Origin of the sequence: Streptomyces cadmiisoli, from assembly GCF_003261055.1 — a bacterium.
Taxonomy (GTDB): Bacteria; Actinomycetota; Actinomycetes; order Streptomycetales; family Streptomycetaceae; genus Streptomyces; species Streptomyces cadmiisoli.
This window is the reverse complement of record NZ_CP030073.1, coordinates 3,024,552-3,039,067: the sequence shown is the minus strand read 5'-3', so window position 1 is coordinate 3,039,067 and position 14,516 is coordinate 3,024,552. Positions and strand designations below refer to the sequence as shown.

12 protein-coding genes are annotated in these 14,516 nt (G+C 70.9%); 9 read left to right on the top strand and 3 right to left on the bottom strand.

The window, feature by feature from the left end:
• The first annotated feature begins 189 nt into the window (after positions 1 to 189).
• The 4 genes from DN051_RS12720 (at position 190) to serA (ending at position 5,607) form a co-directional block, all read left to right on the top strand.
• Positions 190 to 2,046, top strand: a complete 1,857-nt coding sequence (locus DN051_RS12720) for an acetolactate synthase large subunit (RefSeq protein WP_112438727.1) — start codon at positions 190 to 192, stop codon at positions 2,044 to 2,046.
• Between the two features lie 20 nt (positions 2,047 to 2,066).
• The gene (gene ilvN, locus DN051_RS12715) at positions 2,067 to 2,591 is read left to right on the top strand and encodes an acetolactate synthase small subunit (protein WP_043504310.1); all 525 of its coding nucleotides are present in this window, start codon (positions 2,067 to 2,069) and stop codon (positions 2,589 to 2,591) included.
• Between the two features lie 123 nt (positions 2,592 to 2,714).
• Positions 2,715 to 3,713: a ketol-acid reductoisomerase gene (gene ilvC / locus DN051_RS12710; protein WP_053760013.1), complete on the top strand. Its 999-nt coding sequence runs from the start codon at positions 2,715 to 2,717 to the stop codon at positions 3,711 to 3,713.
• Positions 3,714 to 4,017: 304 nt separating this feature from the next.
• A complete protein-coding gene (serA, locus tag DN051_RS12705; protein ID WP_053760014.1) occupies positions 4,018 to 5,607 on the top strand; it encodes a phosphoglycerate dehydrogenase in 1,590 nt (529 codons plus the stop codon).
• Positions 5,608 to 5,706: 99 nt separating this feature from the next.
• Here the strand turns inward: serA and DN051_RS12700 are convergent, their stop codons facing one another.
• Entirely contained in the window at positions 5,707 to 7,242 is a 1,536-nt protein-coding gene (locus tag DN051_RS12700; protein WP_112438726.1) for an MFS transporter, read from the bottom strand.
• Between the two features lie 96 nt (positions 7,243 to 7,338).
• Here DN051_RS12700 and DN051_RS12695 point away from each other — a divergent pair, with 96 nt between their 5' ends.
• Positions 7,339 to 7,923 (top strand): TetR/AcrR family transcriptional regulator, encoded by a 585-nt coding sequence (locus DN051_RS12695; RefSeq protein ID WP_112438725.1) that lies wholly within the window; start codon positions 7,339 to 7,341, stop codon positions 7,921 to 7,923.
• A 7-nt stretch (positions 7,924 to 7,930) separates the two neighbouring features.
• Here DN051_RS12695 and DN051_RS12690 read toward each other — a convergent pair whose 3' ends face one another.
• Positions 7,931 to 9,109, bottom strand: coding sequence for a PucR family transcriptional regulator (locus DN051_RS12690; protein WP_246041010.1), 1,179 nt, complete (start codon positions 9,107 to 9,109; stop codon positions 7,931 to 7,933).
• A 164-nt stretch (positions 9,110 to 9,273) separates the two neighbouring features.
• On the opposite strand from DN051_RS12690, the gene DN051_RS12685 reads away from it, so the two are divergent.
• The 4 genes from DN051_RS12685 (at position 9,274) to DN051_RS47265 (ending at position 12,882) form a co-directional block, all read left to right on the top strand.
• Entirely contained in the window at positions 9,274 to 10,200 is a 927-nt protein-coding gene (locus DN051_RS12685; protein ID WP_053760018.1) for a proline dehydrogenase family protein, read from the top strand.
• A 34-nt stretch (positions 10,201 to 10,234) separates the two neighbouring features.
• Positions 10,235 to 11,866 (top strand): L-glutamate gamma-semialdehyde dehydrogenase, encoded by a 1,632-nt coding sequence (pruA, locus tag DN051_RS12680; protein ID WP_112438724.1) that lies wholly within the window; start codon positions 10,235 to 10,237, stop codon positions 11,864 to 11,866.
• A gap of 65 nt (positions 11,867 to 11,931) precedes the next feature.
• On the top strand, positions 11,932 to 12,492 hold the full coding sequence (locus tag DN051_RS12675) for a GNAT family N-acetyltransferase (RefSeq protein ID WP_053760020.1): 561 nt from the start codon (positions 11,932 to 11,934) through the stop codon (positions 12,490 to 12,492).
• A gap of 258 nt (positions 12,493 to 12,750) precedes the next feature.
• Positions 12,751 to 12,882, top strand: coding sequence for a hypothetical protein (locus tag DN051_RS47265; RefSeq protein ID WP_107093969.1), 132 nt, complete (start codon positions 12,751 to 12,753; stop codon positions 12,880 to 12,882).
• A 78-nt stretch (positions 12,883 to 12,960) separates the two neighbouring features.
• On the opposite strand, the gene DN051_RS12665 is transcribed toward DN051_RS47265, so the two are convergent.
• The gene (locus DN051_RS12665; RefSeq protein ID WP_112438723.1) at positions 12,961 to 14,511 is read right to left on the bottom strand and encodes a purple acid phosphatase family protein; all 1,551 of its coding nucleotides are present in this window, start codon (positions 14,509 to 14,511) and stop codon (positions 12,961 to 12,963) included.
• Positions 14,512 to 14,516: the final 5 nt, after the last annotated feature.

The following is a 14,516-nucleotide window of genomic DNA, read 5'->3' as shown; positions in this document are numbered from 1 at the left end:
CTCGTACTTGGACAGCGCGTCGGCTGAGCTGGGATCCACCGGAGGACGTTCCGGAAACCCCAGCGACCACACCGGCGCGCTCCCCTCGCTTGCCTATCGGCACGAGGGGTTTTTTGTTGCACAGGCACCTGTCGCACAGCAGTCGCTCACCGTACAAACCTCGCAAAAACCCTCAGCATCGAGAAGAGAATGCCGATGACCGAGCAGGCCTCCGGGGCCCATCACCCGCAGCCGCGGCCCCGATCCGGAGGACAGTCGTCCGCCCCCGAGCGCGTCACGGGTGCGCAGTCCCTCATCCGCTCTCTCGAGGAGGTCGGCGCCGACACGGTATTCGGCATTCCCGGCGGTGCGATCCTTCCGGCGTACGACCCGCTGATGGACTCCACCCGGGTGCGGCACGTCCTGGTCCGGCACGAGCAGGGCGCCGGTCACGCCGCCACCGGCTACGCGCAGGCCACCGGCCGGGTCGGGGTCTGCATGGCGACGTCGGGTCCCGGCGCGACCAACCTGGTCACCCCGATCGCCGACGCCCACATGGACTCGGTGCCGATGGTCGCGATCACCGGGCAGGTCGCCTCCAAGGCGATCGGCACGGACGCCTTCCAGGAGGCGGACATCGTCGGCATCACGATGCCGATCACCAAGCACAACTTCCTGGTCACCAAGGCCGAGGACATCCCGCGGGTGATCGCGCAGGCCTTCCACATCGCCTCCAGCGGCCGTCCCGGCCCGGTCCTGGTCGACATCGCCAAGGACGCCCTCCAGGCGCAGACCACCTTCTCCTGGCCGCCCACGATGGACCTGCCCGGCTACCGCCCGGTGACCAAGCCGCACGCCAAGCAGATCCGCGAGGCCGCCAAGCTGATCACCTCCGCCCGGCGCCCCGTCCTGTACGTCGGCGGCGGTGTCCTCAAGGCGCAGGCCACCACCGAGCTCAAGGTCCTCGCGGAACTCACCGGAGCGCCCGTCACCACCACCCTGATGGCGCTCGGCGCATTCCCCGACAGCCACCCGCTGCACGTGGGAATGCCGGGCATGCACGGTTCGGTCACCGCCGTCACCGCGCTGCAGAAGGCCGACCTGATCGTCGCCCTCGGAGCCCGCTTCGACGACCGCGTCACCGGCAAGCTGGACAGCTTCGCGCCGCACGCCAGGATCGTCCACGCCGACATCGACCCGGCCGAGATCGGCAAGAACCGCGCCGCCGACGTGCCGATCGTGGGTGACGCCCGCGAGGTCATCGCCGACCTCGTCCAGGCGGTGCAGAAGGAGCACGGCGAGGGCCACCGGGGCGACTACGAGGCCTGGTGGAAGGACCTGAACCGCTGGCGCGAGACCTACCCGCTCGGCTACGACCAGCCCGGGAACGGCTCGCTCTCCCCGCAGCAGGTCATCGAGCGGATCGGGCAGCTCGCGCCGGAGGGCACGATCTTCGCGGCGGGCGTCGGCCAGCACCAGATGTGGGCGGCGCACTTCATCCGCTACGAGAAGCCCGCGACCTGGCTGAACTCCGGCGGCGCCGGGACGATGGGGTACGCGGTCCCGGCCGCCATGGGCGCCAAGGCGGGCGCCCCGGAGCGCGCGGTGTGGGCGATCGACGGCGACGGCTGCTTCCAGATGACCAACCAGGAACTGACCACCTGCGCCCTGAACAACATCCCGATCAAGGTCGCCATCATCAACAACGGCGCGCTCGGGATGGTCCGCCAGTGGCAGACCCTCTTCTACAACCAGCGGTACTCCAACACGGTGCTGCACAGCGGTCCCGAGGCCGACGGCAAGCAGCCGGGCACCGGCACCCGTGTCCCCGACTTCGTGAAGCTGTCGGAGGCCATGGGCTGCTACGCCATCCGCTGCGAGTCGCCGGACGACCTCGACAAGGTCATCGAGGAGGCGAACTCGATCAACGACCGCCCGGTCGTCGTCGACTTCATCGTCCACGAGGACGCGATGGTGTGGCCGATGGTCGCGGCCGGCACCTCCAACGACGAGATCATGGCCGCCCGGGACGTCCGCCCCGACTTCGGCGACAACGAAGACGACTGAGCGAGAGAGACGAAAGAGAAATGTCCAAGCACACGCTCTCCGTCCTGGTGGAGAACACGCCGGGCATCCTCGCCCGGATCGCCGCCCTGTTCTCCCGCCGAGGCTTCAACATCGACTCGCTCGCGGTCGGCGTCACCGAGCACCCCGACATCTCCCGCATCACCATCGTGGTGAACGTCGAGGACCTGCCGCTGGAGCAGGTGACCAAGCAGCTCAACAAGCTGGTCAACGTGCTGAAGATCGTCGAGCTGGAGCCGGGTTCGGCCGTTCAGCGGGAACTCGTTCTGGTGAAGGTGCGCGCCGACAACGAGACGCGCTCGCAGATCGTCGAGATCGTCCAGCTGTTCCGGGCCAAGACCGTCGACGTCTCGCCCGAGGCCGTCACCATCGAGGCCACCGGCAGCAGCGACAAGCTGTCCGCCATGCTCAAGATGCTGGAGCCGTACGGCATCAAGGAACTGGTCCAGTCCGGCACGATCGCGATCGGACGCGGCGCACGGTCGATCACGGACCGATCGCTCCGCGCACTGGACCGGTCGGCCTGACCCCCGCGGGCGGCCGGACGGACGACGACCCGGCCGCCCGTATGCCGAGACCCCCGAACCTCCCCTCCCGCCGCCGTCATACGGTGGGACGCAACACCTGCACCCCCAAGGAGAGAACCCAAAGTGGCCGAGCTGTTCTACGACGCCGACGCCGACCTGTCCATCATCCAGGGCCGCAAGGTCGCGGTCATCGGTTACGGCAGCCAGGGCCACGCGCACGCCCTGTCGCTGCGTGACTCGGGTGTCGACGTCCGTGTCGGTCTGCACGAGGGCTCCAAGTCCAAGGCCAAGGCCGAGGAGCAGGGCCTGCGCGTGGTGACCCCGTCGGAGGCCGCCGCCGAGGCCGACGTCATCATGATCCTGGTGCCGGACCCGATCCAGGCCCAGGTCTACGAGGAGTCCATCAAGGACAACCTCAACGACGGCGACGCCCTGTTCTTCGGCCACGGCTTCAACATCCGCTTCGGCTTCATCAAGCCCCCGGCCGGTGTCGACGTCTGCATGGTCGCCCCCAAGGGCCCGGGCCACCTGGTGCGCCGCCAGTACGAGGAGGGCCGCGGCGTCCCGTGCATCGCGGCCGTCGAGCAGGACGCCACCGGGAACGGCTTCGCGCTGGCGCTGTCGTACGCCAAGGGCATCGGCGGCACCCGCGCCGGCGTCATCAAGACGACCTTCACCGAGGAGACCGAGACCGACCTGTTCGGTGAGCAGGCCGTCCTCTGCGGTGGTACGGCCGCGCTGGTCAAGGCGGGCTTCGAGACGCTGACCGAGGCGGGCTACCAGCCGGAGATCGCGTACTTCGAGTGCCTGCACGAGCTGAAGCTGATCGTGGACCTCATGTACGAGGGCGGCCTGGAGAAGATGCGCTGGTCGATCTCCGAGACCGCCGAGTGGGGCGACTACGTCACCGGTCCGCGCATCATCACCGACGCCACCAAGGCCGAGATGAAGAAGGTCCTCGCCGAGATCCAGGACGGCACGTTCGCCCAGAACTGGATGGACGAGTACCACGGCGGTCTGAAGAAGTACAACGAGTACAAGCAGCAGGACTCCGAGCACCTGCTGGAGACCACGGGCAAGGAGCTGCGCAAGCTCATGTCGTGGGTGAACGAGGAGGCGTAAGCCTCATGCCGAAGGGGCCGGAGTGGTGCACTCCGGCCCCTTCGGCGAACCACGGGTAACGTCGAGTGGAAGAGACGTTGTCCATCGCGTCCTGCCACGGACGGGTGATCCTTCCGCCGAGGCGCAAGACGACCTCCAACGCGCCACTACACTGCCGTACTACATACGCGTCAGGGCCCACAGCGTCGTGCGTCTTCCACGCGGCTAGCCCCTCCTCCGCCTGCGGCCGTCGGGACGGCCGTCCGCATGCTCCCCCATAGCCGTTGAGGGCTTGGGAGGTGCCCCCAGACTTGTGAGGACTCACGTGAGCTCGAAACCTGTCGTACTCATCGCTGAAGAACTGTCGCCCGCGACCGTCGACGCGCTCGGTCCGGACTTCGAGATCCGTCACTGCAACGGCGCGGACCGCTCCGAGCTGCTGCCGGCCATCGCCGAGGTGGACGCGATCCTGATCCGCTCGGCCACCAAGGTGGACGCCGAGGCGATCGCCGCCGCGAGCAGGCTCAAGGTCGTCGCACGAGCTGGCGTCGGTCTCGACAACGTGGACGTCTCCGCCGCCACCAAGGCCGGCGTGATGGTGGTCAACGCCCCCACCTCCAACATCGTGACCGCCGCCGAGCTGGCCTGCGGTCTCATCGTCGCCACCGCCCGCAACATCCCGCAGGCCAACGCCGCGCTGAAGAACGGCGAGTGGAAGCGCAGCAAGTACACGGGCGTCGAGCTGGCCGAGAAGACCCTCGGTGTCGTGGGCCTGGGCCGGATCGGCGCCCTCGTCGCACAGCGCATGTCCGCCTTCGGTATGAAGGTCGTGGCCTACGACCCCTACGTGCAGCCCGCGCGGGCCGCGCAGATGGGCGTCAAGGTGCTGTCGCTGGACGAGCTGCTGGAGGTCGCAGACTTCATCACCGTCCACCTGCCGAAGACGCCGGAGACCCTCGGTCTGATCGGCGCGGAGGCGCTGCGCAAGGTCAAGCCGAGCGTGCGGATCGTCAACGCGGCGCGTGGCGGCATCGTCGACGAGGAGGCGCTGTACTCCGCCCTCAAGGAGGGCCGGGTCGCGGGCGCCGGACTCGACGTGTACGCCAAGGAGCCGTGCACGGACTCGCCGCTGTTCGAGTTCGACCAGGTCGTGGCCACGCCGCACCTCGGTGCCTCCACCGACGAGGCGCAGGAGAAGGCCGGTATCGCCGTCGCCCGCTCGGTGCGGCTCGCCCTCGCGGGTGAACTGGTCCCCGACGCGGTCAACGTCCAGGGCGGTGTCATCGCCGAGGACGTCAAGCCGGGCCTGCCGCTCGCCGAGCGCCTCGGCCGGATCTTCACCGCGCTCGCCGGCGAGGTCGCCGTCCGCCTCGACGTCGAGGTCTACGGCGAGATCACCCAGCACGACGTGAAGGTGCTGGAGCTGTCGGCTCTCAAGGGCGTCTTCGAGGACGTCGTCGACGAGACGGTGTCCTACGTCAACGCGCCGCTGTTCGCCCAGGAACGCGGTGTGGAGGTGCGGCTGACCACCAGCTCTGAGTCCCCGGACCACCGCAACGTGGTCACCGTGCGCGGCACCCTCGGCGACGGTGAGGAGGTGTCGGTGTCCGGCACGCTCGCCGGTCCGAAGCACCTCCAGAAGCTCGTCGCGGTCGGCGACTACGACGTGGACCTCGCGCTCGCCGACCACATGGTCGTCCTGCGGTACGAGGACCGGCCGGGTGTCGTCGGCACGGTCGGGCGCATCCTCGGCGAGGCGGGGCTGAACATCGCGGGCATGCAGGTCGCGCGGTCCGCCGCCGGTGGCGAGGCGCTGGCCGTCCTGACGGTGGACGACACGGTGTCCTCCGCCGTGCTGGGCGAGGTCGCCGCGGAGATCGGTGCGACGTCCGCCCGCTCGGTGAACCTGGTCTGATCCCGAAGGCACGTCACTGAGCCGCACGAACGCGGGACGGCGAGGCGCCGGACGCTGGGGAACCAGCGTCCGGCGCCTTTCGTACGCCGTCTCGCCGCGTCAGACGGCCGCCTTCCGCGCCGGCCGAGGCACCCGGGGGACCCGGATCCGCCGCAGGGTCAGCGCCGCGAGCGCCGCGGCGGCCGTCAGTACCACCGCTCCGGCGACCGACGCCGCCCGCATCCCGTCCGTGAACGCCTCCCGGGCCGCGGCCGCCAGGACGTCCCCCGCGCGTCCCGGCAGCCGCTCGGCGACGGCGAGCGCGCCGCCCAGGGTCTCGTGCGCCTCGGCGGGCGCTCCGTCCGGGACGTTGCGGCGGTAGACGGCGGTTCCGACGGAGCCGAGGACGGCCATGCCCAGCGCCCCGCCGAACTCCGCGCCGGTCTCCATCAGGGACGACGCCGTGCCCGACCGTTCCACCGGGGCCGCGCTCAGGGCGAGGTCGACGATCTGGGTCGTCACCATCGTCACGCCGCAGGCCAGTACCGCGCACCCGGCCAGCACCAGCCGGAGCGAGTCCGGACCGGTCAGGGCCAGCACCCCGTAACCCCCGGCCGCGGAGGCGAAGCCCGCCGTCACGACGTGTTCGCGCGGCACGCCGCGCCGCACCAGATGGGTCACGAGGGGGGCGGCGAGGCCGATCGGCACGGAGGGGAGCAGCGCCCACAGGGCGGCTTCCATCGCGCTCTTGCCGAGCACCGACTGGAGGTACTGGGTGGTGAAGTACGCGGAGCCCATCATCCCGAACAGCGCGAGCAGGTTCAGCGCGACGGCGGGGGCGAAACCGCGGCTCCGGAACAGGGCGGGCGGGATCATGGGGGAGGCCGCGGTGCGCTGGCGGTGGACGAAGAGGGCCGCGAAGAGCATCCCGACGGTGATCGAGACGACGTAGCGGACGTTCCAGCCGTGGGACGGGATCTCCTTCAGGCCGTAGACCACGGGCAGGACCGCGGCCATCGACAGCGGGACGCTCGGCCGGTCGAAGCGGCCGGGGTCCGGGTCCTTCGACTCGGGGAGCAGCATCGGGCCGAGGACCAGCAGCAACGCCATCGCGGGCAGGTTGACCAGGAAGACCGAGCCCCACCAGAAGAACTCCACCAGTACGCCGCTGAGCACCGAGCCGAGGGCGACGCCCGCGGTCAGCACGCCGGCCCACAGTCCGATCGCCGTCGCGCGCTGGGCGGGGTCCGTGAACAGGGTGCGCACCAGTGCGAGCGTCGAGGGCATCAGGGTCGCGCCGCCGATGCCGAGGACGGCGCGGGCCGCGATGAGGGTCTCGGCGCTGTCGGCGTGGGCCGCGATGAGCGAGGCGGCACCGAACGCCGCGGCGCCGATCAGCAGGAGCCGGCGGCGGCCGACGCGGTCGCCCAGCGAGCCCATCGTCATCAGCAGTCCGGCCAGGACGAAGGCGTAGATGTCGAAGATCCACAGTTGCTGGGTGCCGGTGGGTCGCAGGTCGGCGCTGATCGCCGGGATGGCGAAGTAGAGCACCGAGACGTCCATCGAGACCAGCAGCAGCGGGAGCATCAGCACGCCGAGCGCGGTCCACTCGCGGCGCCCCGCGCGGGCCGGCGGGGTCGTGGGGATCGTGGTCATGCCGTCGACTGTACGAGCGTATTAAACGGCTGTCTAGGACGTCTGTATGGGACGGGCGTATGGGACGGTTGTACAGGGCGGCGATACGCTGGTGGCATGGGACACCGTGAGGATCTGCTGGCGGGCGCCAAGCGCTGCCTGCTGGCGAAGGGCTTCGTGCGGACGACGGCGCGCGACATCGTCGGGGAGTCGGGGACCAACCTGGCCTCGATCGGCTACCACTACGGGTCGAAGGACGCGCTGCTGGCGCAGGCGTACATCGAACTCGTCGAGGAGATGGCCGTCGCCTTCGACGGCGGTGGGGCGGTCGAGATGCCGGGCGAGCCCGGGTCGCTGGACCGGTTCCGCGCCGTGTGGTCGAACGTCGTCGCCACGATGCGGGAGCCCGGTTCCGTGTGGCGGCTCAGCGCCGAGATCGTCGCCATCGGCGACCGGCTGCCCGAGGTGCGCGACCATCTGGCGCGGGCCCAGCGCGAGGGCGCCCGCGGTCTCGTCTCGCTCCTCATGGGGGGCCGCGAGGAGGACGTCACGGACGAGACCGTGGACACGCTCGGCGCCTTCTACCTCACGGTGCTCATGGGTCTGATGGCGCAGTGGACCTTCGATCCGGACAGCGCGAGCGACGCCGACCGGCTCACCGAGGGCCTGCGCCGGGTCATCGAGGGCGCCACGAAGAGCTGACCGCCGGTCAGAGCCGCGCCCGCTTCAGTGCCATGTGCAGCAGCAGCCGGTCCTCGCCGTCGTCCAGGTCCAGGCCGGTCAGCCGCTCGACCCGGGACAGGCGGTAGTACAGCGTCTGCCGGTGGATGCCCAACTCGGCCGCCGCGCGCCCGGCCTGGCCCGCGCAGTCGAGGAACACCTCGGCGGTGCGGGCCAGTTCGCGCTGGGTCGGGGACAGCAGGGGAGCGACCGCGGGGTCGTGGCCCGGCTGCGGGGGCAGGGCGGTCAGCATGCGGTAGGGCCCGATGCGGGACCACTCGACGACCTGGCCCAGACGGGGCTCGGCCAGGGCGGCGCGGGCCGCTGCGCAGGCCTGCTGCCAGGCGGTGCCCAGTTCGGCCAGGGCGGTCAGCGGTTCACCGACGCCGGCCCGGATGCCCTCGCCCAGCAGCCGGGACGCCGCCGTCAGCGCCGGGGTGCGCGCGTCCGCGGACCGCAGCCGCACCAGCACCGCCAGGCTCTGCCCCGTCGCTCCCCACGGGAGCGTGCACAGGGCGGTCGCGTGCGGCACCGTACGGGCCGACGGCGCGTCGTCCGGGTCGGCGGACGGCCACGGCGCCAGGCACAGCACCGCGTGCGGACCCTCGGCGCGCGGGCCCAGCGCGGTGCGCAGTGCCGCCACCGCCATGTCGCGCTGCCAGCCGCGTTCGGCGGTCAGCGCCGCCCGCAGCTCCCGGGTGAGGTCGGCGCCGTGCTGCGCCTCGTCGGCGAGCAGCGCCCCGATCCGCACGGTCACCGCCATCGCGGCCGACAGCTGCTGCTCGGTCGGGCCCGGGTCGTCCTCCAGCAGCCAGACGTATCCGAGCACCACACCCCGATGGCGTACCGGCAGGCAGACGCGGCCCCGGTACACCCCGGCCTCCGGGGCGCGCGGGATGTGCACCGGACCCGTGGCCCGGGTGATGCCGAAGCCCTCGAACCAGGCACGGACGGCCGAGGTGGAGCGCCGGGTCAGGATCGAGCGGGCGCGCACCGGGTCCAGGGCCGAGGGGTCCAGATCGCCCTCGCTGTCGTAGGTGCCGAACGCGATCAGCTCGAAGTCGCGGTTCTCCAGCGTCGCGGGGGCGCCCAGGAGCTCGGAGATCTCGTCGACCAGCTCCTGGTAGTCATCCTTGTAATCCGACGCCACCAGGGCATTCTGCCGCATTTCCCGGCTTCCTTCATACATCTGTCTGAGATCTGCGGCAGGGATGCGTGACAGCTGTCGATGGCCCACGATCGAAGGGATCCCTAGGTTTCACGGTGGTTCTCCGTGCCGTGCCCGAATCGTCGGGTGTCGGCCTTGTGTTGGTTGTGCTCAGGAGGTGCCCCGTGCTGGGTCCCGTGATTCTCGCCGCGTCGCGCAGCGACCGGATGCGACGTCTGATCTCGGCGGCCCCGGTGACGAAACAGGTCGTCGACCGCTTCATCCCCGGCGAGACCGTCGACAACGTCCTGCCGATCGTCCGGGACCTCACCGCCCGCGGCCTCGAACTGACGATGGACGTCGTCGGCGAGGACATCACCACCCGTGAGCAGGCCGCCGCCGCCCGGGACGCCTATCTCGAGCTGATCGACCGGCTCAAGGCGCTGGAGCTCGGCGAGAAGGTCGAGATGTCCGTGAAGCTGTCGATGTTCGGACAGGCGCTGGAGGGCGGCCACGAGCTGGCCCTCGCCAACGTCCGCCCGGTCGTCGAGGCCGCCGCCGAGATCGGCACCACGGTCACCCTGGACGCCGAGGACCACACCACCCTCGACTCGATGTTCGCGATCCACGACGAGCTGCGCCGGGACTTCCCGCAGACCGGCTGCGTCATCCAGGCCTACCTCTTCCGCACCGAGGCCGACGCCCGCCGCCTCGCCGCGAACGGCAGCCGGGTACGCCTCGTCAAGGGCGCCTACAAGGAGCCCGCCGAGGTCGCCTACCAGCAGAAGCACGAGATCGACAAGGCCTACGTGCGCATCCTGCGGACTCTGATGGAGGGCGAGGGGTACCCGATGGTCGGGTCCCACGACCCGCGCCTGATCTCCATCGCCCAGGAGATGGCCCGCCACGCCGGGCGCAAGCTGGACGAGTACGAGTTCCAGATGCTGTACGGCATCCGCAGCGAGGAGCACCTGCGACTGGCCGCCGAGGGACACCGGATGCGCGTCTACACGGCCTACGGCACGGACTGGTACGGCTACTTCATGCGCCGCCTCGCGGAGAAGCCCGCGAACCTGCGCTTCTTCGCCCGCAGCATGATCACCAAGGGCTGACCCACCCACCGCTCAGTAAGGAGTTACGGAACTCATGGACGCTGTGACCCAGGTCCCCACCCCCGTCAACGAGCCGGTGCACGGCTACGCCCCCGGCTCGCCCGAGCGCGCCCGGCTGGAGGTCAAGCTCAAGGAGCTGGCCGAGAACCCGATCGACCTGCCGATGACCATCGGCGGCGAGCAGCGGATGGGCGGCGGCGAGGCCTTCCAGGTCGTCCAGCCGCACAACCACAAGGCCGTCCTCGGCACCTACCGCAACGCCACCCAGCAGGACGCGCAGGACGCCATCGACGCGGCCCTGGCCGCCGCGCCGGCCTGGCGCGCGATGTCCTTCGACGACCGCGCGGCGATCATCCTGCGCGCCGCCGAGCTGCTGGCCGGCCCGTGGCGCGAGACCCTGGCCGCCTCCACCATGCTCGGCCAGTCCAAGACCGCCCAGCAGGCCGAGATCGACACCCCCTGCGAGCTCGTCGACTTCTGGCGCTTCAACGTGGCCTACGCCCGCCAGATCCTGGCCGAGCAGCCCCCGGCCAACTCCCCGGGTGTGTGGAACCGCCTCGACCACCGCCCGCTGGAGGGCTTCGTCTACGCGATCACGCCGTTCAACTTCACGGCGATCGCCGGCAACCTGCCGACCGCGCCCGCGCTCATGGGCAACGTCGTCGTCTGGAAGCCGTCCCCGACCCAGACCCACGCCGCCGTGCTGCTGATGCGGCTGCTGGAGGAGGCGGGTCTGCCCAAGGGCGTCATCAACCTCGTCACCGGCGACGGCATCGAGGTGTCCGAGGTCGCCCTGGAGCACCGCGACCTCGCGGGCATCCACTTCACCGGTTCGACCAAGACCTTCCAGTACCTGTGGAAGACGGTCGGCAACAACATCGAGAAGTACCGCTCCTACCCCCGCCTGGTCGGCGAGACCGGCGGCAAGGACTTCGTCGTCGCGCACCCGAGCGCCGACCGCGCGGTGCTGAAGACCGCCCTGACCCGCGGTGCCTTCGAGTACCAGGGCCAGAAGTGCTCGGCGACCTCCCGTGCCTACGTCCCGGCGTCCATCTGGAACGACGGTTTCAAGGAGGAGTTCGCCGCCGAGGTCGACTACATCACCATGGGTGACGTCACCGACCTGTCGAACTTCATCGGCGCCGTCATCGACGAGCGCGCCTTCGCCAAGAACAAGGCCGCGATCGACCGCGCCAAGTCCGACCCGTCCTGCACGATCGTCGCCGGCGGCTCCTACGACGACTCGGTCGGCTACTTCGTCCGCCCGACCGTCATCGAGTGCGCCGACCCGGAGAACGAGGTCTTCACGACCGAGTACTTCGGCCCGATCCTCGCCGTGCACGTCTACGAGGACGACAAGTACGACGAGATGCTGGCCCAGATGGAGTCGGTGTCCGACTACGCCCTGACCGGCTCGGTCATCTCCGGCGACCGTGCCGCCGCCGCGTACACGATGGAGAAGCTGCGCTACGCCGCGGGCAACTTCTACATCAACGACAAGTCGACCGGCGCCGTCGTCGGCCAGCAGCCCTTCGGCGGCGGCCGTGCCTCCGGCACCAACGACAAGGCCGGCGCCCCGCAGAACCTGATGCGCTGGACCCTGACCCGCGCCATCAAGGAGACGCTGGTCGCGCCGACCGACTACACGTACCCGCACATGGGCTGACGCCCGAGCGGTACCCCTGACTCCGCCCCCGATCCGGATCCCCCTCCGGACCGGGGGCGGTTTCCATGTACGGCCGGCCGCGCCCCGGCGATACTGGGCCGGTGATCGCCCACACCGCCGACCTCGCCCCCGCCCGGCTGCACGAGATCCGCGCCCTGCTGGACGCGGCCTTCGACGGCGAGTTCGGCGACGAGGACTGGGAGCACGGCCTCGGCGGCCTGCACGTCCTGGTCGACGACGATGCCGGGCTCGCCGCGCACGGCTCGGTGATCATGCGGCGCGCCCGGCACCGGGACCGGTGGCTGCGCGTCGGATACGTGGAGAACGTCGGCGTACGGCCCGACGCCCGCCGCAAGGGGCTCGGCGGCCGCGTCATGGCCGAGCTGGAGGGGATCGTCGACCGCGCCTACGACCTCGGCGCCCTGTCCGCCAGCGACGAGGGGGCCCGGCTCTACGAGGCGCGCGGCTGGCAGTGCTGGGCAGGCCGCATCGGGGCGCTGGGCCCGGCGGGCGTCGTGCGCCTTCCCGAGGAGGAGGGGAGCACCTATGTCCGGCCGGCGCTCGCGGGTCCGCTCGACGCCGCGCACGAACTCCTCTTCGACTGGCGGGACGGCGACGTGCTCTGACCGCGCCCGCGGAAAGGGCCGGTTCACGGCCGGGTGACCCGCGCCGCCGTCTCAGATAGTAGGAAGTCCGAGTAATTGTGGAGACAGACGCTCCGTCCTCGCTTAGTTTTGTAGGAGCCGAACGTCTCGCTCGATCCAGCGAATGGCGGTCGTGAGCCGGGCCCCGTGCAGGCAACCCCTGCGGCACCGCTCCCCGCCCCATCCGGCGTCTCGTATCCCCCTGCCGCACTCCAGGATTCTCGAAGGAGTCGATTTCCCATGGCCGAGACGACCGTCCGCCGCCGAGTCCGCCACGTCTCCCGTACGAGTGACTCCGACCGCAAGAACGCCGCAGCCGCTCTCCAGCGCGCCCTCGACCGCCGCGACAACGGCGGCTCGACGGGACACTGAGCCAACCGCCGCACGGGACACCGAGCCGGGAGCCGCAACCGGCCGGGGTGCGGCGCGGACCCCGTGGCCGCTCGCCGGCTACCGGCCGCGCCGCACCTCGAAGTGGTCGATGCGCTCGCCGCTCGACGCGACGGCGGACACCTCCAGTCGTGGAGCGGTGCCCGCCACCGCCTCCACCGACAGGAACGAGAAGCCCCGGTACCGCACGCGTGACCACTCCACGGTCTCCGCTTTCGCGAGCCGTGACCTGGTCCAGCGGAAGGTGTCCACGGACTCCTCGTCGGCCACGTGCCCCTCGTAGCTCTCCCGGACGCCCGCGGGAAAGCCGTACAGGTCCTTGCCGCCACCGCCCGCCGTGACGTACACGATCCCGTCCCGCGTCGGATCCGTCGACGCGCCGACCGGCACCCGCCGGCCGACCCGGCCGTCCTTGATCGCGTCGGTCCGCTCGTAGACGTGGTTGTGCCCGTTGATCACCAGGTCCACCTCGTGCCTGGCGAACAGCGGCACCCAAGCGGCGCGCACACCGCCGTCCGAGGCGTGCGAGGACGTCGAGTAGGCGCAGTGGTGGAAGAAGACCACCACGAAGTCCACCTCCTCGCGCAGCCGGGCGAGCGTCCGGTCCAGCCATCGCGTCTGCCGGCCGTCCGTGTGGCCGAGGTTGGCGGGGATCTCGTACGACACGTCGTTCGCGTCCAGCGCGACGACGCCGACGTTGCCGTAGACGAAGCTGTACGCACCCGGTGTCCGGCGCGGGTCGAAGCCGTTGTCGGGCAGTGAGAAGCGGGCGAGCTGGCCGCCGTAGCCGTCGGGGGAGTACCAGGCCTCCATGTCGTGGTTCCCGGTGGTCACCATCCACGGCACCGAGCCGGCCACCGGCTCGCTCTGCCGCATGAACAGGTCCCAGTGCGTCGGGTCGTAGGAGTCCGAATCCTTGCCCCGGCCGGTGGGGTTGGCGTAGCAGATGTCCCCGGCGTGCAGGTGGAAGGCGGGCTTCCGGCGCAGCAGCAGCTTGTCGTTGAGGGCCGCCGCCTCGCCCACGCCCTGGTCGCCGAAGGCGGTGAAGACGAACGAGTCCGGGCTCGCCGGCGCCGTGCGGAACGAGCCGATCGCGGACCGGTGGCGCGGCGAGGCCGGGTCGAAGCCTTCGTGGCCGACGCCGTAGTAGTAGGTCGTGCCGGGCAGCAGTCCGTCGAGCGCCGCGTGCAGGTAGTACTGCTCGACGGCCGCGCGCACCCCCGGCAGCTCCGGGGTGTGCAGGTCGCGGGTCTCGGCGTCGGTCCGGTGGCCCAGGTCGTCGGGGCGGACCCCGACGCGGACGTACGGCCGGCGCACCGCGGCCGGCACCTGCCAGGAGATCCGCATCTGCGTCCTCGGGTCGGCGCCGAAGGCCAGATGGCGGCCGAACGGGACGACGGCCGAGCCGGGGCCCGCCGCCGACGTGGCCGCGGCCGGACCCGCCGAGCCCGTGCCGGGTCCCGAGCAGCCGGTCAGCAGCCCGCCCGCCACGGCGCCCGCCGTCACCAGCGTGCGGCGCCGGACGACCTTGGTGCGCAGGTAGTCGTACTGTTCCGCCATGCTCATCCGGTCGGCGAGCCGCGGCGGAACGCCGACGTCGGGGGTCTCCATGCGGG